An 18399-nucleotide genomic window follows, 5' to 3' on the forward strand; every position below is an offset into this window, starting at 1 on the left:
GGGCTGATCAGCCCTTGACCTCGACCTGGGTCCAGGCGGGGTTGCCGAAGGAGTCGAACTCGACGTTCTGCACCTTGGTGGAGTAGCCCGAGTTGGTGCGGTAGTACCAGAGCGGGACCGCCGGCATGTCGCCCGCCAGCACGGCCTCGGCCTGCTGGTAGCCGGTCACCGTGTCGGCCACGCTGGGAGCCTGGTCGGCCTGGTTCGCCAACTGGTCGAACTGCGGGCTGCTGTAGCCGAAGTCGTTGGAGGCGGCGCCGGTGCGGTAGACGTCCGCGAGGAAGTTGGCGTTCAGCGGGTAGTCCTGCACCCAGCCGGTACGGAACGCACCGTTGATCTGGTGGCCGGTGATCGCCGCGCGGGCGGTCTTGAAGTCGGGCTTCGGGTCGCCCACGCAGTCCACGCCGGTGCTCTGCCGGATCGAGTTGCAGACCGCGTCGACCCACTCCTTGTGGCCGCCGTCCGCGTTGTAGGTGATCGTCAGCCTGTTGCCGGGCACGCCGCCGCCCTCGGCGATCAGCTGCTTCGCCTTGGCCGGGTCGAACGTGCAGTTGGCACCGCACTGGCCGTCCTTGTAGCCCTCGACGCCCTCGGCGACCCAGGCGGTGGCCGCCTTGCGCGAGCCCTGCAGCACCGTCTTGGTGATGGTCTCGCGGTCGATCGCCATCGACAGGCCCTGGCGGACCTTGGCCTTCTCCGGCGGGGCCCAGTCCGGCTGGTACAGGGTGAAGCCGATGTTCTGGATGGCGCCCTGCGGCGCGTCGATCGCCCGGTCGCCGAGGTCGCTCTTGTAGGTGGCCAGCGCCGACGGGGGCACCTGGTCGATCACGTCCAGGTTGTTGGACTGGAGGTCCGCGTAGGCGGCCTCCGCGGTGCTGTACATCTTGAAGACGATGCCGCCGTTCTTCGGCTTGTCGACGCCCTGGTAGTCCGGGAACGCCTTGGTGACCACCTGCTGGTTGTGGTCCCAGCTGACGAACTGGTAGGCGCCGTTGCCGACCGGCTTCTGGCCGTACCCGGCCGGGTCGTTGAAGAAGGCGTCGGGCAGCGGGGAGAAGGCGATGTAGCCGAGCTTGTACTCGAAGTAGGAGACCTTGCCGTTGAGCTTCACGGTGAAGTGCAGGTCGTCCACGACGGTCAGCCCGGACATCTTGTTCGTGGCGGGCTGGCCGCTCGTCGGGTGGACGTCCTGGTAGCCCTCGATGTCGGAGAACCAGGAGCTGTTGATCTGGTTGTTGCTGGTGGTCGCGGCCCAGTTCCACGCGTCGACGAAGTTCTTGGCGTGGACCGGGGTCCCGTCGTGGAACTTCCAGCCGTCCTTCAGGGTGATGGTGAAGGTCTGGGAGTCGCTCGTCTCGATGGTGTCGGCGACCTGCATCCGGATCTTCGCGTTGGTGGGGTCGTAGTCGACCAGGCCCTTGAACAGGTTCTGCAGGATGCGCCCACCACCCGTCTCGTTGGCGTTCGCCGGCTGCAACGGGTTCTGCGGTTCACTGCTCTGGTAGCTGAAGGTCTTGGTGCTGTCCGACGAACCGCTGCTGCTGCCGCCGCCGCTGCTGCACCCGCTGGCCACCAGGGCCACGGATGTCGCTGCGGCGAGGACCCATCGAGCACGGGTGGCTGCGGGCATGGAGGTCCCTCCTCAAGGTGTGTGACGCATCACACCCCATGAGAAGCGCGCCCGTGCGGCGGCGCGAGTCGGGTACCCCCGGACGGGTGCACCGGGGGCCGGAGGAGTTGACGGAACGCCGGAAGGGCCCGCAGCACGGGGCTGCGGGCCCTTCCGGGCGGAGTGAAGCGGGATCAGGCCGCAGCCGGCTCCCGGACCTCGGCGAAGTGGCACGCCGACTGGTGCTTGGCCGCACCGGTCAGCACCTCGGGGACCGCCAGCAGCGGGACCTCGGTGGAGCAGCGCTCCTCGGCCTTCCAGCAGCGGGTGCGGAACCGGCAGCCCGACGGCGGGTTGGCCGGCGAGGGGATGTCACCGGTCAGGATGATCCGGTCGCGGGACTCGCGCGCCGTCGGGTCCGGTACCGGCACCGCGGAGAGCAGCGCCTGGGTGTACGGGTGCGTGGCGTTCTCGTAGATCTCCTCGTCCGAGCCGATCTCGACCATCTTGCCCAGGTACATCACGCCGACGCGGTCGGAGATGTGCCGGACGATCGAGAGGTCGTGCGCGATGAACATGTACGAGAGCTCGAACTCGCTCTGGAGCTGCTCCAGCAGGTTGATCACCTGCGCCTGGACGGAGACGTCCAGGGCGGAGACCGGCTCGTCGCAGATGATGATCTCGGGCTTGAGCGCGAGGCCGCGGGCGATGCCGATGCGCTGGCGCTGGCCGCCGGAGAACTGGTGCGGGTACCGGTTGATGTACTCCGGGTTCAGGCCCACCACGTCCAGCAGGTCCTGGACGGCCTTGCGGCGGTCGCCCTTCGGGGCCACCTCGGGGTGGATCTCGAACGGCTCACCGATGATGTCGCCGACCGTCATGCGCGGGTTCAGCGAGGTGTACGGGTCCTGGAACACCATCTGGATGTTCCGGCGGACGGCCTTGAGGCCCGCGCCGGACAGCTTGGAGATGTCCTCGCCCTTGAACAGCACCTGACCGGAGGTGGCCCGCTCCAGGTTCATCAGCACCTTGGCCAGCGTGGACTTGCCACAGCCGGACTCGCCGACGATGCCGAGGGTCTCGCCCCTCGCCAGCTCGAAGGAGACGCCGTCGACGGCCTTGACCGCGCCGACCTGCTTCTTGAAGAGGATGCCCTGGGTCAGCGGGTAGTGCTTGACCAGGTCCTTGACCTCCAGGATGGGCTCAGCCATGGAGGGTCTCCTTCCAGAGGTGGCACGCGCTGCGGCGGCCGGTGAGCTCCTTGCCGTCCTTGTCGGTCACCTGGTGCAGCTTCGGGATCTCCGAGCGGCACAGGTCGGTGGCGACGTCACAGCGGGGGTTGAACGCGCAGCCGGCCGGGACCTTGAGCAGGTTCGGGGGCAGGCCCTTGATCGCGTACAGCTCCTGGCCCTTCTGGTCCAGGCGCGGGATGGAGCGGAGTAGGCCCTTGGTGTACGGGTGCGCCGGGTTGGCGTACAGCTCGTGCACCGGCGCCGTCTCGACGATCCGGCCCGCGTACATCACGGCGATCTTGTCCGCGACGTCGGCGACCACGCCGAGGTCGTGGGTGATCAGGATCAGGCCCATGTTGTACTCGGCCTGGAGCTCCGCGAGCAGGTCCATCACCTGGGCCTGGACGGTGACGTCCAGGGCGGTGGTGGGCTCGTCCGCGATGATCAGGTCGGGCTCCATGGAGAGCGCCATGGCGATCATGATGCGCTGGCGCATACCGCCGGAGAACTGGTGCGGGTAGTCGCCGACGCGCTGCCGGGCGGCGGGGATGCGCACCCGCTCCATCAGCTCGATGGCCTTCTCCCGGGCCTCCTTCTTGGAGGAGCCGCGGTGCACCCGGAACATCTCGCCGAGCTGGGCGCCGACGGTCATCACGGGGTTCAGCGAGGAGAGCGCGTCCTGGAAGATCATCGCGATCTTCTGGCCGCGGATCTGCCGGCGGTCCTCCTCCTTCATGGCGAGCATGTCCTGCCCGCGGAAGAGGATCTGGCCCTGGCTGATCTTGCCGGGCGGCATGTCGAGGATGCCCATGATGGTCTGGGCGGTCACGGACTTGCCGGAGCCGGACTCGCCGAGCACCGCCAGGGTCTCACCGGCGGCCACGGAGTAGTTGACGCCGTTCACGGCCTTGGCGACGCCGTCCCGGGTGTGGAACTCCACGTGGAGGTCCTTGACCTCCAGCAGCGGGGTGCCAACCTCCAGGCGGCCGGTCTTCTGGTTCTTCTCGATCACGGTGGTCATCGGGTCGTCACCTCTTCTCTCAGCGGAGCTTCGGGTCGAGGGCGTCGCGGACCGCGTCGCCGAGCATGATGAAGGCCAGGACGGTGACGCTCAGTACCGCGGACGGGAAGAGCAGCACGTGGGGCGCGTCGAGGAAGCGGACCGACGCGTCGCTGATCATCAGGCCCCAGGAGATCTCCGGCGGCTGGACGCCGATGCCCAGGTAGGACAGGGCCGCCTCGGCGCCGATGTAGACACCCAGGCTGATCGCGGAGACGACGATGACCGGCGCGATGGCGTTCGGCACGATGTGCCGGAAGGTGATCCGGCCGGAGCCGGCGCCGAGGGCGCGGGCCGCCATCACGTAGTCGTTGTTCTTGTTCGACAGCACCGAGGCACGCATGATGCGGAAGATCTGCGGCCAGCCGAGCACGGTCATCACGACCGAGACCGTCCAGGCGTTGCCCTTGCCGAGCATCGACATGATCAGCATGCCGCCGAGCAGCAGCGGGATCGAGAAGAAGATCTCGGTGAAGCGCGAGAGGATGCTGTCGACGATCCCGCCCTTCCACCCGGCCAGCAGGCCGAGGAGGGCGCCCACCAGGGTGACCATGGTGGTGGTCAGGACGCCGACGATGATCGAGTTGCGCGCGCCCCACACCGTGCGGGTGTAGATGTCGCAGCCCTGGACGTCGAAGCCGAACCAGTGGTCGCCGCTCGGACGCTTCAGCGAGTCGGCCAGGTCGCAGGCCCCCGAGTCGAACGGGCTGCCGTCCGTGAACCACTGCGGCACGACGGCCAGCAGGAGCAGGAACGACACCAGCACGGCGCCGATGATGAAGACCGGGTTGCGACGCAGGTCGCTCATCGCGTCCGACCAGAGACTGGCGACGCGCTCCGGCTTCTGCTTCTTCTCCGGGGAGGACTTCGGGGAGTTGTCCTCGGAGGGGGCCTCGGCGCCCTTGGTGATGGTCTCACTCATAGCGGATCCTCGGGTCGAGCACGGCGTACAGCAGGTCCACGAGCAGGGTGGTGACGAGGTAGATCATCACCAGCAGCGTGACGACGCCGACGATGATCGTGCCCTGCTTCTGGTACACGGCCTGGGCGAGCAGACCGCCGATGCCGTGGATGTTGAAGATCTTCTCCGTGATGACCGCGCCGCCCATCAGACCACCGAGGTCGGCACCGAGGAAGGTGACGATCGGGATGAGCGCGTTGCGCAGGGCGTGCCGGCCGATCACCCGACGCCGCTTCAGACCCTTGGCGACCGCGGTGCGCACGTAGTCGGCGCGCATGGTCTCCATGAGGCTGGTGCGGGTCAGTCGGGCCACGTAGGCGAGCGAGGTCGACGCCAGCACGAAGGCCGGCAGCAGGTACGCCCGCAGACCGTCCTCCTCGTTGAAGGAGACGGAGAAGATCTCGAGACCGTAGTCGTTCTTGAGCTTGACGCCGAGCACGAGCTGGAGCACGAAACCGGTGACGAAGACCGGGATCGAAATCACGAACAGCGTGCTGATCAGGACCAGTTGGTCCAGGAACTTGCCCTTGCGCAGGGCCGCCATGACGCCCGCCAGCACACCGATGATCGCCTCGATGACGAAAGCCACGATGGCGAGGTTGACGGTGAAGGGGAACGCCTCGCTGATCATGTCGCTCACCGAACGACCGGTCAGGCTCTCACCCAGGTTGCCCTGGAACACGCCGGAGATGTAGTTCCAGTACTGGAGCAGGAACGGGTCGTTCAGGTGGTACTTCTGGCGGATCATCTCCGCCACGAGCGGGTCGGCCTTCTTCTCGCCGGCCAGCGCCTGCACCGGGTCACCGGGCAGGCTGAAGCACAGCCAGTAGATCAGGAACGTCGCACCGATCAGGACAGGGATTGCCTGTATAAGTCGGCGGATGACATAGCGGCCCATCAGACCTCCATACTTTCGGACAAGGAAGGGAGGCGGGAGGACCCGGACTGTAGTCCGGTCCGCCCGCCCCCGTTCGTCTGATTAACCGGATCAGCCGGCGAGCTCGACCTCGTCCAGGTTCATGCGACCCTGGGCGTCGGTGTCGAAGTTCTTGATCTTCTTGCTGTACGCGGCGGAGGACATGTAGGTGTACACCGGGATGTACGGCAGGTCCTGGACCAGGATGTCGTCAGCCTGCTGGTACAGCTTCTGACCCTCCTCCGGGCTCTTCGCCTGGTCGGCCTGGTCCAGCAGCGCCTCGAACTTCTCGTTGACGTAGCCGCCGTAGTTCGAGCCGTTGTCGATCGCGACCTTGGAGAAGATCGGACGGAGGTAGTTCTCGATCGACGGGTAGTCCATCGACCACGCCATGCGGAAGCCGCCGGAGTACTGCTTGTCGCCCAGCGCGTCCAGGATCTTGCCGAACTTCTCGAACGGCTTGAGGGTGACCTCGACGCCCAGGTTCTTCTTCAGCTGGTTGGCGACGGCCTCGATCCACTCCTTGTGGCCACCGTCGGCGTTGTAGCCGAGCTCCAGGGTGTTGTTCGGGACACCGTTGGCCGCGGTGAAGATCTCCTTGGCCTTGGCCGGGTCGTACTTCGCCGCGTCGCCCATGGCGCCCTTGCGGTAGCCCGGGATCAGCGGGTTGACGAAGTCGTCGGCCGGGACGCGGGTGCCCGAGAAGATCGTCTTGGTGATCGCCTCGCGGTCGATCGCCATCGAGATCGCCTTGCGGATCTCCGGCTTGCCGTAGGTCTCCGGGTTGGTGGCGATCGGGAAGCCGATGTAGCCGACGCCGGACTCCGGCTTGTAGATGTAGCGGTCGCCGAACTCGCCCTTGACCGTGCCCATGGCCGAGATCGGGAGCTTGTCGGTGGCCTGGATGTTGTCGGCGCGCAGGTCGTTGTACGCCGTCTCCAGCTTGTCGTAGATCTTGAAGGTGACGCCCTGGAGCTTCGCCTTGCCGTCAGCGGCCGGGAAGCCCTCGAAGCGCTTGACCTTGATCTGCTGGTTGTGCTCCCACTTGCCGTCCATCTGGAACGGGCCGTTGCCGATGGGGGCCTCTTCGAAGGTCTTCTTGTCAGCGAAGAAGGCCTTCGGCAGCGGGTAGAACGCGTTGTAGCCCAGCATGGTCTTGAACTGGGAGAACGGCGCGGTCAGGGAGACCGTGAAGGTCTTGTCGTCGACGACCGTCAGGCCCTTGAGCTTGTCGGTGGCCGGCTTCTTGTCCTTGCCCGGGGCCAGGTCGGCGGAGCCGTCGATCTTGGCGAAGAACGGGAGGCCCTCGGCCGCGTTGTCCTGGTTGGCGCCCCAGTTCCAGGCGTCCACGAAGGACTGCGCGGTGACCTTCTCACCGTTGTGGAAGGTGTAGCCGTCCTTCAGCTTGATCGTCCAGACCTTGCTGTCGGGGGACTCGATCGACTCCGCGACGCGCAGCTTCGGCTCGTTGGTCTTGTTGTCGTACTCGACCAGGCCGGCGAAGAGGGCGTTCAGGACCTCGGCACCCTCGGACTCCGCGGTGTTCTGCGGAATCAGGCCGTGCTGCGGCTCACCGAGCTGAACGGCGATCGTGCCGCCGCCCGAGGCAGCCTTGTCGCTGCTCTTCGAGCTGGTGCTGCAAGCGGTCGCCGCAAGGGCGATCGCGGTCGCCGCGACGAGCCACTTGGTCTGGGTTGCACCACGCATGGGGGGATGCCTCCTGAATTCGACTTTCCAACGAGGAGAGCACCGCGGTTGGTCGGGACCGGATCCGCTGTGCCGTCCGCGCTCGTGGTTTCGGCGCGCACCCCTGCGCGTTAACCCTTGACCCGAGCCTGACTGCACCCACTATGTGTCACGCACGGACACGAAAGTGACCACTACCGATCTCAATTAGGTCACATGAACGGTCGGTAAGTTTCGAAAATCGGACATATGAGACATACTCAGACAGGCATTAAACGGACAGTCGTCATGAATGACGGACTGTCACGTTCGCTCAGCGGACACCTTGCCGTGGTAAGCGCTATTCCGTTTATACGCGCGTCGACAGCATGGAGTAGTTGAAAAAGTTCGCCCCCCTCTCCATCGGAAAGGGGGGCGACGGTTTCCGGCCAAAGCACGGCCGGAAGGCCTCAGAAGGCGGTGATCAGACCTTCTTGGCGCGCGAGGCGGTACGACCACGGTCCTTCTGGTCCAGCACGACCTTACGGATGCGAACAGTCTCCGGGGTCACCTCGATGCACTCGTCCTCGCGGCAGAACTCCAGCGACTGCTCCAGGGAGAGCTTCCGCGGCGGGACGATCGACTCGGCAACATCGGCGTTCGACGACCGCATGTTGGTGAGCTTCTTCTCCTTGGTGATGTTGACGTCCATGTCGTCGGCGCGCGAGTTCTCGCCGACGATCATGCCCTCGTACACCTCGGTGCCCGGGTCGCAGAAGAGCACGCCGCGCTCCTGCAGGTTGGTCATCGCGAAGGCGGTCACCACACCGGCCCGGTCGGCGACCAGCGAACCGTTGTTGCGGGTCGTCAGGGTGCCGAACCACGGCTCGTGGCCCTCGTGGATCGAGTGCGCGATACCGGTGCCGCGGGTGTTGGTGAGGAACTCGGTCCGGAAGCCGATCAGGCCGCGGGACGGCACCACGAACTCCATCCGGACCCAGCCCGAACCGTGGTTGGACATGTTGTCCATCCGGCCCTTGCGGATGCCCATGAGCTGGGTGACGGCACCCATGTGCTCCTCGGGGACGTCCACGGTGAGGCGCTCGACCGGCTCGTGCGTCTTGCCGTTGACCTGCTTGGTGACCACCTGCGGCTTGCCGACGGTCAGCTCGAAGCCCTCGCGACGCATGGTCTCGATCAGGATGGCCAGCGCCAGCTCACCACGGCCCTGCACCTCCCAGGCGTCCGGGCGCTCGGTCTCCAGGACGCGCAGCGAGACGTTACCGATCAGCTCGCGGTCCAGGCGGTCCTTGACCTGGCGGGCGGTGACCTTGCGGTCGACCCGGCCGCTGGACTTGGCGTCCGCGCCCTTGCCGCTGCCGCCACGGCCGACCAGCGGCGAGGTGTTGGTGCCGATGGTCATCGAGATGGCCGGCTCGTCCACCGTGATCAGCGGCAGCGCGATCGGGTTCTCCGGGTCGGCGAGGGTCTCGCCGATCATGATGTCGGAGATGCCGGCGACGGCACAGATGTCGCCCGGGCCGGCCACCTCGGCCGGCTTGCGGGTGAGCGCCTCGGTCATCAGCAGCTCGGAGATGCGGACGCTCGAAATGGTGCCGTCGCGCTTGATCCAGGCCACGGTCTGGCCCTTGCGCAGCTCACCCTGCTCGACGCGGAGCAGGGCGATACGGCCGAGGAAGTTGTCCGCGTCGAGGTTGGTGACGTGGGCCTGGAGCGGCGCGTCCTCCTCGAACGTCGGAGCCGGGACGTGCTCCAGGATGGTGGAGAAGAACGGCTCCAGGCTGTCGCTGTCCGCGGGGACGGTCCCGTTGTCCGGCTTGGTCAGCGAGGCCACGCCGTCACGCGCACAGGCGTAGACGATCGGGAACTCGATCTGGTCCTCGTCGGCGTCCAGGTCCAGGAACAGGTCGTAGGTCTCGTTGATGACCTCGTCGATCCGGGCGTCCGGGCGGTCCGTCTTGTTGATGCAGAGGATGACGGGGAGCCGCGCGGTGAGCGCCTTGCGGAGCACGAAGCGGGTCTGCGGAAGCGGACCCTCGGAGGCGTCGACCAGGAGGACGACCGCGTCCACCATCGAGAGACCTCGCTCGACCTCGCCACCGAAGTCGGCGTGGCCCGGGGTGTCGATGATGTTGATGGTGATCGGAGCGCCACCATCCTTCGGGTGGTACTTGACCGCGGTGTTCTTCGCGAGAATGGTGATGCCCTTCTCGCGCTCCAGGTCGTTGGAGTCCATCATGCGGTCGTCCAACTGCTGGTGGGCAGCGAAGGCGCCGGCCTGCTTGAGCATGGCATCGACCAGGGTGGTCTTGCCGTGGTCGACGTGGGCGACGATGGCGACGTTACGGATGTCGTTGCGCGTGGGCATGCCTAGCAGATTCTCCCGGAATCGTGGGTTTCGGCGCCCGGCTGCGTGACGCGCACTTGCGACCACTGTTGGTCGCCGCCGCCCGTTCCGCCTGCTACTACCGGTCCACCCGCCGGGCAGGACATGCCACGGCTTCCTCCTATGGTACGGGGAACCGCCCAGCTCGGCCGAAACGAGCAGGTCGGGCGGGATCAAGATCACAACTCGGACACCGGCTCTTCACCCTGTGGACGTCCGGCGGCACGTTCCGGACCCGTCCGCCGACCCGTCCACCGACCCCTCCGGCGGTCCCTCCGGCAGTCCCTCCGGCAGTCCCTTCCGCCGCGCCCGGCGACGGTCCACGGACCGGTCCGGTCCGGTCGCACGGCGATCGGGTGACCGCGTCCGCCTGCCCTGCCCGCCGGGACCCGGCCCCTGTCTCATGGCTCCTGCCGGACGCACGAGACCCGGGAGAGAGGGCCTGACGGAGGCCCTGACGGAGGCCCTGACCGCGACCTAGCCGGCCGACCACCCCACGTCCTGGAAGCGCGGCCGGCCGAAGCCCCACACCCCCGCACCCGCGAGCCCCGTCCGGACGGCCGTCAGCTCGGGGCGCTGGAACAGCGGCACCGAGTGGCCCAGCTGCCAGATCCGGACGTCCGCCTCCTGGAGGAGGGCCTGGCGGGCGGCGGGGTCCGGTTCGGCGCCGGCACGCTCGAAGAGGCGGTCGATCTCCTCGGTGCCCGCGCGGGCGAAGTTGGTGCCGGCCCGGAGGGCTCCGTCGGGGCCCGGCCGGGGCTTGGCGTAGACGGGCTGCTGCTCGCCGGCCGGGTCCGGCCCGGCCGGCCAGGAGAAGAGGGCGAGGTCGTAGTCCCCGGCGGCCAGGTGGTCGCGGACGAAGGTGTCCGCCGGCGCCTCCGTCACCCGGACCGCGATCCCGGCCGCGCCGAGGTCCGCCACCACCGCGTCCGCGGTGCGCCGGGCGGTGGCGGAGCCGGCCGGGGCCAGGAGGGTGAGGGCGAGCTCGCGGCCGTTCCGGGCCCGGGTGGCGCCGGCGGCGGGGCGCTTCCACCCGGCCGTGTCCAGCATCCGCCCGGCGTCGGTGGCGCCGAGCGCGTCGGCGTTGTCGCGGTAGCCGTCCTGGTCGCCGGTGAGCAGGTGGTGGCCGTGCGGGGCGGCCGGCAGCCCGAGCGGGGTGAGTGCGGCGTCGGCGGTGTGCCGGCGGTCGACCGCACGGGCGACCGCACGCCGCAGGACCGGGTCGGTGAGGAGGTCGCGGGCCGCGTTGAGGGTGAGCTGGGTGAGGGCGGCGCCGGCGGCGCGGTGCAGGGTGACGCCGGGCAGGGTCTCCGCCCGGTGGAGCGCCTGGGCGGCCCCGCCCCCGGCCGGGGCGCCTGCCCCGCCGGCCGCGTGGTCGACGGCGGCCGTCAACGGGGCGATGTCCACCCGGTTCTGTTCGAGCGCGTCGGCGCGTTGTTCGGCCGGGACGGCGAGGAAGTCGATCCGGTCGGCCTTGGCCGGCGCGCCCCACCAGTACGGGTTGCGGACGAGGGCGGCCCGTCCGCCGGCCGGGTCGTACCCGGAGACCAGGAACGGCCCGGCGGTCGGGTGGGCGGTGCCACCGGGCAGCGGGCGGCCGAAGGCGGCGGCGGTGGCGGTCTCGGCGGCCGGGTAGAGCGGGCCGAACAGGGCGCGCCACTGCGCGCAGGGCTGCCGGAAGGTGACCTTGACCTCCTGCGGGCCGGCGCCCTGGACGATCGAGTCGATCGTGCCGTAGCCGGCGGGGCGGGCGGAGGTGTAGGCCGGGTCGAGGCCGGAGAGCGCGGCCCGCTGGGCGATGAAGTCGGCGGCGGAGAGCGGGGTGCCGTCGCTCCAGACCGCCCGCGGGTTGAGGCGGTAGGTCACCACCTGCGGCAGCTGCCCGGGCGGCGTGGACTCGGCGGCGGCCAGGTAGTCGGGGTCGGCCTCCCAGCCGCCGCGCGCACCGGGCCGGAACAGCGCGGGGTAGAGGGCGTGCGCGAGCAGCGCGGAGTCGGCGGTGGCGGCCGGCTGGTAGACGTTCAGGGTGGCGGGGACGGCGTCCACCGCCCAGCGCAGGGTGCCGCCGTCCCGCACGGTGGAGCGGTCGACCGGGAGGACGTCCCCGGTCACGGTGGCCGGCGCGGGCGGTGCGGGGACGGGCGTCGGGGCGGTGCCGGCCGGGAACGGGCCGCCGGAGCAGCCGGCCGAGGCGGCGAGGGCGAGCAGCAGCGCGGCGGCTGCGGCGGGGAGGCGGGCGCGCATGGCGGCCATGGAACGCCGCCGCTCCGGGCCGGGCCGCGCCGACACGGCGGCTGCCCGGGGACTGCACCCGGTCGGCCGAGCCTCCGCCGCCCGTGCCGCGACGACGCGCGGGGGCGGCGTGCCGCGACGACGCGCGGGGGCGGCGTGCGGGGGCGGCGGCCCCGGTGGGCCCGCGGCCCGGGCCCGTCTACAGCCCGAGCTCGAACCAGACGATCTTGCCCTTGGGCGTCCGCCGGCTGCCCCAGCGTTCGGCGAGCAGGCTGACCAGCTGGAGCCCCCGCCCGCCCTCGTCGGTCTCCTGGGCGCGCCGCTGCCTGGGCTGGGCGTAGCCGTCGTCCCAGACCTCGCACACCATGGTCCGGTCGCGCAGCAGACGGAGCCTGATCTCGCCCCGGCCGTGCCGCAGGGCGTTGGTGACCAGCTCGCTGACCAGCAGCTCGGTGGTGTCGACCAGCTCGTCGAGGCCGCGGGCGAGCAACCAGCTGCAGGCGAGTTCGCGGGCCTTGGCGACGGAGGTCGGCTCGGGCGGCAGGAACCAGTTGCCTACGGCGTCCTCGGGGAAGGCGTGCACCCTGGCCATGAGCAGGGCGATGTCGTCCTCCCCGTGGTGCGGGTTGAGCTCGCCGAGGACGTGGTCGCAGAGGTCCTCCAGGCCCTTGCCCTCGGCGGAGAGCGCGACGCGGAAGGCGCGGAGCCCCTCGTCGAGCTGGTGCTTGCGGCTCTCCACCAGGCCGTCGGTGTAGAGGCCGAGCACGGCGCCGTCCGGGAGGGTCAGCTCGACCTCCTCGAAGGGCTCGCCGCCGACGCCGAGCGGCAGGCCGGGCGGGACGTCCAGCATCCGGGCCGGTTCGCCGGGGCCGAGCAGGACGGGCGGCAGGTGGCCGGCGTTGGCGAAGGTGCAGCGCCGGGTGACGGCGTCGTACACCGCGTAGACGCAGGTCGCCAGGTAGACCTCGCGGGCCTCCTCGTCGGCGGTCGAGGTGAGTCGCCCGTACGGGGCGGGCACGACGGCCGGCGCGGTGTCGTCGCCGAGGCCGCGGGCGATCTCGTCGAGGGCGGTGAGCACCTCGGCGGGGTCGAGGTCGAGCATGGCCAGGGTGCGGACGGCGGTGCGCAGCTGCCCCATCGCGACGGCGGCCCGCAGGCCGCGGCCCATCACGTCGCCGATGACCAGCGCGGTGCGGTTGCCGGGCAGCGGGATGACGTCGAACCAGTCGCCGCCGACCTCGGTGTTGTTGTTGCTGGGCAGGTAGCGGCAGGCGATCTCCAGGCCACTGGCGGCCGGGTTGCCCGGGGGCAGCAGGCTGCGCTGGAGGATCAGCGCGCGCTCGTGCTCGCGGCGGTAGAGCCGCGCGTTGTCGATGCAGACCGCGGCCCGGGCGACCAGTTCCTCGGCGATGGCGACGTCGCGGGCGTCGAACGGCTCGCTGCCGATCGCGCGGGAGAGCTGGACGAGGCCGAGCACCTGGTCGCGGGCGACCAGCGGGACGATCAGGGTGGAGCGGAGCAGCGGGTCGGGCCCGGGCTCGGGGACGACGCTGCGGCCGGTGCGCAGGGCACGGGCGTGCGGGGAGCGGCGCGGGTAGCAGAGGGTGCCGCCGGCCTCCGCGATGGGCAGGCCGGTGACCGAGCCGAGCACCGAGGAGGCGCCGCCGACCACGCTGGAGACGGCGACCCGGCGCAGTTCGCCGCTGCCGTCGGTGAGCACGCCGTCGCCGTACCGGCCGGCGCTGGGGACGGTCTCGCCGGAGAGCAGCGCGGTGTAGAGGTCCACGGTGGCGAGGTCGCAGAACGGCGGGACGACGACGTCCAGCAGCTCCTTGGCGGTGGTCTCCAGGTCGAGGGTGGAGCCGATGTGGGCGCTGGCCTCGTTGAGCAGGGCGAGGTTGCGGCGGACGCCGTCGGCCTCGCGCTCGGCGACGTGCCGGCTGGTGACGTCGGAGACCTGTCCGGCGACGCCGGTCGGCTGGCCGGCCGCGCCGTTGAGGCGGTAGAGCGAGACGGCCCAGAGCCGGTTGCCCTCGCGGGTCGGGACGGTGGAGTGGAAGCGCAGGTCGAAGACGGGCTCGCCGCTGGCGAGGACCTTGCGCAGGGCGGCGGTGAGCCGGTCGGCCTCGGAGCCGGGGAAGAGGTCGTGCGGGGTGAGCCCCTCCAGGTCGGTGGGGGCGAGGCCCATCCCGGAGGCGAAGGCGTCGTTGACCCGCTGGAGCCGGAGCCGGTCGTCGAAGAGGATGAACCCGGTCGGAGTCTGGCCGAAAACCGCCTCGGAGGCGGCGAGGTCGGTCTCGATCCGGCGGAGCCGGCCGAGGTCGACGGCGAGACAGGTGGCGCCGGCGGTGGGCAGCGCGCTGTCGGGCATCAGGTAGAGCTCGGCGAGGCCCTCGCCGCCGTTGGCGTCGCGGTACGGGGTGGTGCCGACCCACTCCTCGCCGGCCAGGGTCCGTTCGAGCCGGGCCCGGCCGCGCTGCCAGAGCTCGCGCGGGACGAAGGTGGTGACCGGGTCGGCGCCGACCGCCTCGGAGGCGGGGACCCCGAAGAACTCGGCGGCGCGCTCGCTCCACTGGCTGATCCGGCCGTCGGGGCCGATCGCGAAGGTGGCGACCCGGATGTAGTCGTAGATCGATCCCGGGTCCCCGGCGCCCCAGCGGTGTGCCTCGGCCACCCGGTGGGCGGCGGGACCGACGGTCGGGGCCGCCGCGCGCGCGACCGAGCGGGGCACGGCGGGCGCGGACACGTGTTGGGCACCGGCCTGCCCGGGTACAGCGGCATGACCGCTGCTGCTCGGCGCGTTACGCGCCGGGGTGCTGTTCAACGGACCGACCCCTCCAAACCCGCGACCGTCCGGATGTCGAGAAGACCGAGTATTCATCATCGAGGGGTACGTTCACACGCCCTCAACATCACAACATCAGATCGGGCGAAGGTTTTTGTCCTACCGCCCGCGCAACCACAATGCCACGCTCGCGCCCCCTGCCGGAGCGCGCGCTCCCCCTGGCCGCCTCCCGGCATATGCAGCACCGTTCTCCTCGCCGTCCGCTCGTCCGCCCGTCGGGCCTACTCGGCCGCCGACTCGTGGGGCTCACTACCCGGCAGCGCCTGCTCGAACCAGACCACCTTGCCCATCCCCTCGGCCCGGGCCCCCCAGCGCAGCGCCAGCCGGCGGACCAGCTCCAGCCCCCGGCCGCCCTCGTCGGCCTCGGCCGCGTGCCGCTCGCGCGGCGGATCGGGCAACGGGTCGGAGATTTCCACCAGCAGCGTCTCCCCGAGCGTCAGCCGCACGCCGATCGGTGCGCTCGCGTACCGGACCGCGTTCGTGACCAGCTCGCTGACCAGGAGCTCGGCCGTGTCGGTGAGCTCCTCGACGCTCCACTCGACCAGCGTCGCGCGGACCAGCCGGCGGGCCCGGGAGACGGCGGTCGGCTCGGCGGGCAGCGTCCAGCCCGCCGTCGGGGTGCCGGCCTGCCCGTGGCCGAGCCGGGCCAGCAGCAGCGCCACGTCGTCCGGCTCGCGGCCCTGCTCCATGGTGTCCAGCACCGCCTCACAGGCGGCCTGGATCGACGCGTACGGCGCCTCCAGGACGGTGAGCAGCCGGCCCAGGCCCACGTCCAGGTCCTTGTCCCGGGACTCCACCAGCCCGTCGGTGCAGAGCGCCAGCAGGCTCCCCTCCGGGATCTTCAGTTCGACCGACTCGAACGGGACTCCGCCGACCCCGAGCGGGGCTCCGGACGGCAGCTCCAGGATCCGCCCGACGCCGCCGAGCAGCGGGCCGCCCGTCCGGGTCGGTTCGTCGGTCCCCTCCGCCGGCACCACCAGCACCGGCGGGATGTGGCCGGCCTTGGCGACGGTCATGGTGGCGGTCGCCGGGTCGAACACCGCGTACACGCAGGTGGCCAGCAGCGCCTCGTCCGGCCCTTGGGCCAGGTCGTCGGCCAGCTCGTGGACGTGCCGCAGCAGCACGTCCGGCGGCAGGTCCAGGGCGGCCAGCACGCGGACGGCGGTACGCAGCCGCCCCATCGTCGCGGCCGCCCGGAGTCCGTGGCCCATCACGTCCCCGACCACCAGCGCGGTGCGGTCGCCGGGCAGCGGGATGACGTCGAACCAGTCGCCGCCGACCTCGGTGCCGCTGCTGCCCGGCACGTAGCGGTAGGCGACCTCGACGCCGGTCGGCTGGGGGACCTGCTGCGGGAGCAGCGTGCGCTGCAGGGTCAGCGCGGCGGTGCGCTCACGGGCGTAGAGCCGGGCGTTGTCCAGCGAGGAGCCGGCCCGGTCGGCCAGCTCCACGGTGAACGCCAGGTCGTCCCGGTCGAAGCCCTCCCGGTAGCCGGCCCGGCTGACGAGCAGCAGGCCGATCACGATGCCCCGGGCGCGCAACGGCACCACCAGCATCGAGTGCACGCCCAGGTCGTGCGCCGCCTGCATCTTCGGGTCGCCCGGGTACGTGACGTCGCTCAGCTGGTCGGCGCCGGAGAGCAGCTCGGGAACGCCGGTGCGCAGCACCCGGCCGCAGGCCGAGTCCTCGGCGAAGGTGATCCGGGCACCGCGCCGGAGCATCGTCTCCACCTCCGGACCGTCCTGGACGGAGGCGGTGCCCAGCTGGAGGAGCGAGGTGCGGCGGTCGTGCCCGTGCCGGGGCAGGTCGTCACCGTGCGCGACCGCCTGGAGCAGGATCACCGCGGCGTGGTCGGTCAGCCGGGGGACGACCGCGCCGGCCAGCTCCTGGGCGATCCGGGAGGCGTCCAGCAGGTCACCGACCCGGGAGCCGAACTCGTTGAGCAGTGAGAGCCGGCGGCGGGCGTGCTCGACCTTGGCCACCGCACGGTAACGCTCCGTCACGTCCATCACCGTGCCGGAGATGCCGAGCACCCGGCCGGCCCGGTCGGTCATCCGGCTGTAGGAGATCGAGCGGTAGCCGGAGCGTGCGGTGATCGGGGAGGCGAGGGTGACGTCGATGACCGGCTCGCCGGTGGCCAGCACCTGGCGCTGGATCGCGGTGATCTCGTCGGCCGCCCGCTCGGGGAGGGTCTCCCCCGTGGTCCGGCCGACGTGGTCCTCCGGCACGACGCCGTTCATCTCGGCGAGGGTCTGGTTGACGGCGGTGTAGCGCAGGTCGGTGTCGAGGATCGCGATGCCCAGCGGGGACTGCTCGAACAGCGCGTCACGGACGGCGAGGTCGCGCTCCACCGCCCGGACGGCGGCCGCCTCGGCCAGGTTGACCTGGAGGAACGGGGTGCCGTCGCCGTCGACGAGCAGCGAGATCCGGGCGTCGACCAGCACCGGATCGCCCTCCCGGTCGCGCAGCTCGGCCAGACCGGACCAGCGGCCGTGGCGCAGGGTGTCCTGGATCGCGGCCCGGATCCGGACCACCTGGTCGGCGTCCGGGATCAGCTCGTCGATCCGGCGGCCGACCAGCAGCTCGTTCGGCCAGCCGAGCAGTTCCTCGGCGGCCGGACTCCAGAGCACCACGCGGCCGGCGGTGTCGAGGATCGCGATGGCGACCTTGACCACGTCGAAGAGGGTGCCCTCGGGATGCCCGGCCGTACCGGGACCGGGGCGCCCCCCGAGTGCCGTCCGGGGGCCTGCGGTGCCGCTTCCCGGCCCGCCCGGGGCGTCTCCCCGGCCGCCTCCCCCGGCACCTGCCGGAGGCTGCGCCTGGGTGTTCCGCGGTCCGCCGGGGAACGGCCGGCCGGGTCTGCTCCGGACGCCGCCCGGCGGCGCCGCGTCGGGCACCACCAGGGACGGTGCGGGCTGCGTCGGCACCGGCCCCTCGGGCGGACCGCCGCCCTCGCTCCGGCCACGACCGGCCGGCGGGTACGCGGCCCGGTTCTCGCCGCGCACGTCCGCCCGGCTCGCGCCACGGCGCAGCCGGGCCCGGGCGGCGGCGCTCCCCCCGGCGCCCGCCCGTCGCGCTCCCCCGCCACCGTTACCGGTATTCGACACCGACGGGGCCTCCGGCTCTGGTCGGGATCGGCGTCGCCGGCTGGGGGCGGCTCACCGATGGTGACGAATAGTGCCGAAAAGTGACATACCCAGCAGAACCAAGGCTATCCCGGTCAGCGCGTCGACTTTTCCGATTGCCCGGCCCACCGCCCCACGCGTCGCGCGGGAGCCGCCCCCGCGCGTCCCCGCTCCGGGGCAGGGACGCGGACGGGGGACGGCCTGCCGGGACGGCAGGGGCGGCCCGGGGGGCGGTGCCGGCGAGGCGGTCCGCAGCTCGTCCGGAGGCGGTGAGGGCGGGCGGGAGCACGGGCGGGCACGCGTCCGGACGGGGCGCCGGGGTTCAGGTCACCGGCTTCGGGGCGCGCGGT

At 70.9% G+C, this 18399-nt stretch carries 10 protein-coding genes; all 10 read right to left on the reverse strand.

Annotation, left to right across the window (positions count from 1 at the left end; translation table 11 throughout):
• Positions 1 to 7: 7 nt before the first annotated feature.
• Positions 8 to 1630 (reverse strand): ABC transporter substrate-binding protein, encoded by a 1623-nt coding sequence (locus ACFWOG_RS10305; RefSeq protein ID WP_329874634.1) that lies wholly within the window; start codon positions 1628 to 1630, stop codon positions 8 to 10.
• 173 nt (positions 1631 to 1803) lie between these two features.
• Entirely contained in the window at positions 1804 to 2820 is a 1017-nt protein-coding gene (locus ACFWOG_RS10310; RefSeq protein ID WP_329949329.1) for a dipeptide ABC transporter ATP-binding protein, read from the reverse strand.
• Entirely contained in the window at positions 2813 to 3862 is a 1050-nt protein-coding gene (locus ACFWOG_RS10315; protein WP_329876241.1) for an ABC transporter ATP-binding protein, read from the reverse strand. Before ACFWOG_RS10315 ends, ACFWOG_RS10310 begins: the two co-directional genes overlap by 8 nt.
• 19 nt (positions 3863 to 3881) lie before the next feature.
• Positions 3882 to 4823, reverse strand: coding sequence for an ABC transporter permease (locus ACFWOG_RS10320; RefSeq protein ID WP_329876239.1), 942 nt, complete (start codon positions 4821 to 4823; stop codon positions 3882 to 3884).
• The gene (locus tag ACFWOG_RS10325) at positions 4816 to 5760 is read right to left on the reverse strand and encodes an ABC transporter permease (RefSeq protein ID WP_329876237.1); all 945 of its coding nucleotides are present in this window, start codon (positions 5758 to 5760) and stop codon (positions 4816 to 4818) included. Before ACFWOG_RS10325 ends, ACFWOG_RS10320 begins: the two co-directional genes overlap by 8 nt.
• Positions 5761 to 5850: 90 nt before the next feature.
• Positions 5851 to 7485, reverse strand: a complete 1635-nt coding sequence (locus ACFWOG_RS10330) for an ABC transporter substrate-binding protein (RefSeq protein ID WP_329876235.1) — start codon at positions 7483 to 7485, stop codon at positions 5851 to 5853.
• A gap of 442 nt (positions 7486 to 7927) precedes the next feature.
• Positions 7928 to 9832: a translational GTPase TypA gene (gene typA / locus ACFWOG_RS10335; protein ID WP_329876233.1), complete on the reverse strand. Its 1905-nt coding sequence runs from the start codon at positions 9830 to 9832 to the stop codon at positions 7928 to 7930.
• A gap of 495 nt (positions 9833 to 10327) precedes the next feature.
• Positions 10328 to 12094, reverse strand: a complete 1767-nt coding sequence (locus tag ACFWOG_RS10340) for an ABC transporter family substrate-binding protein (protein WP_380356696.1) — start codon at positions 12092 to 12094, stop codon at positions 10328 to 10330.
• 187 nt (positions 12095 to 12281) lie between these two features.
• A complete protein-coding gene (locus ACFWOG_RS10345; protein WP_380356733.1) occupies positions 12282 to 14963 on the reverse strand; it encodes a SpoIIE family protein phosphatase in 2682 nt (893 codons plus the stop codon).
• A 185-nt stretch (positions 14964 to 15148) separates the two neighbouring features.
• Entirely contained in the window at positions 15149 to 17599 is a 2451-nt protein-coding gene (locus ACFWOG_RS10350) for a SpoIIE family protein phosphatase (protein ID WP_329876229.1), read from the reverse strand.
• Positions 17600 to 18399: the final 800 nt, after the last annotated feature.

Origin of the sequence: Kitasatospora sp. NPDC058406 (assembly GCF_042722765.1) — a bacterium.
Classification (GTDB): Bacteria; Actinomycetota; Actinomycetes; order Streptomycetales; family Streptomycetaceae; genus Kitasatospora.

What these genes read in the sequence shown, in the direction of transcription:
- ACFWOG_RS10305 (WP_329874634.1), bottom strand. Translation starts at nt 1,630, where the DNA reads ATGCCCGCAGCCACCCGTGCTCGATGGGTCCTCGCCGCAGCGACATCC.
- ACFWOG_RS10310 (WP_329949329.1), bottom strand. Translation starts at nt 2,820, where the DNA reads ATGGCTGAGCCCATCCTGGAGGTCAAGGACCTGGTCAAGCACTACCCG.
- ACFWOG_RS10315 (WP_329876241.1), bottom strand. Translation starts at nt 3,862, where the DNA reads ATGACCACCGTGATCGAGAAGAACCAGAAGACCGGCCGCCTGGAGGTT.
- ACFWOG_RS10320 (WP_329876239.1), bottom strand. Translation starts at nt 4,823, where the DNA reads ATGAGTGAGACCATCACCAAGGGCGCCGAGGCCCCCTCCGAGGACAAC.
- ACFWOG_RS10325 (WP_329876237.1), bottom strand. Translation starts at nt 5,760, where the DNA reads ATGGGCCGCTATGTCATCCGCCGACTTATACAGGCAATCCCTGTCCTG.
- ACFWOG_RS10330 (WP_329876235.1), bottom strand. Translation starts at nt 7,485, where the DNA reads ATGCGTGGTGCAACCCAGACCAAGTGGCTCGTCGCGGCGACCGCGATC.
- typA (WP_329876233.1), bottom strand. Translation starts at nt 9,832, where the DNA reads ATGCCCACGCGCAACGACATCCGTAACGTCGCCATCGTCGCCCACGTC.
- ACFWOG_RS10340 (WP_380356696.1), bottom strand. Translation starts at nt 12,094, where the DNA reads ATGCGCGCCCGCCTCCCCGCCGCAGCCGCCGCGCTGCTGCTCGCCCTC.
- ACFWOG_RS10345 (WP_380356733.1), bottom strand. Translation starts at nt 14,963, where the DNA reads ATGAATACTCGGTCTTCTCGACATCCGGACGGTCGCGGGTTTGGAGGG.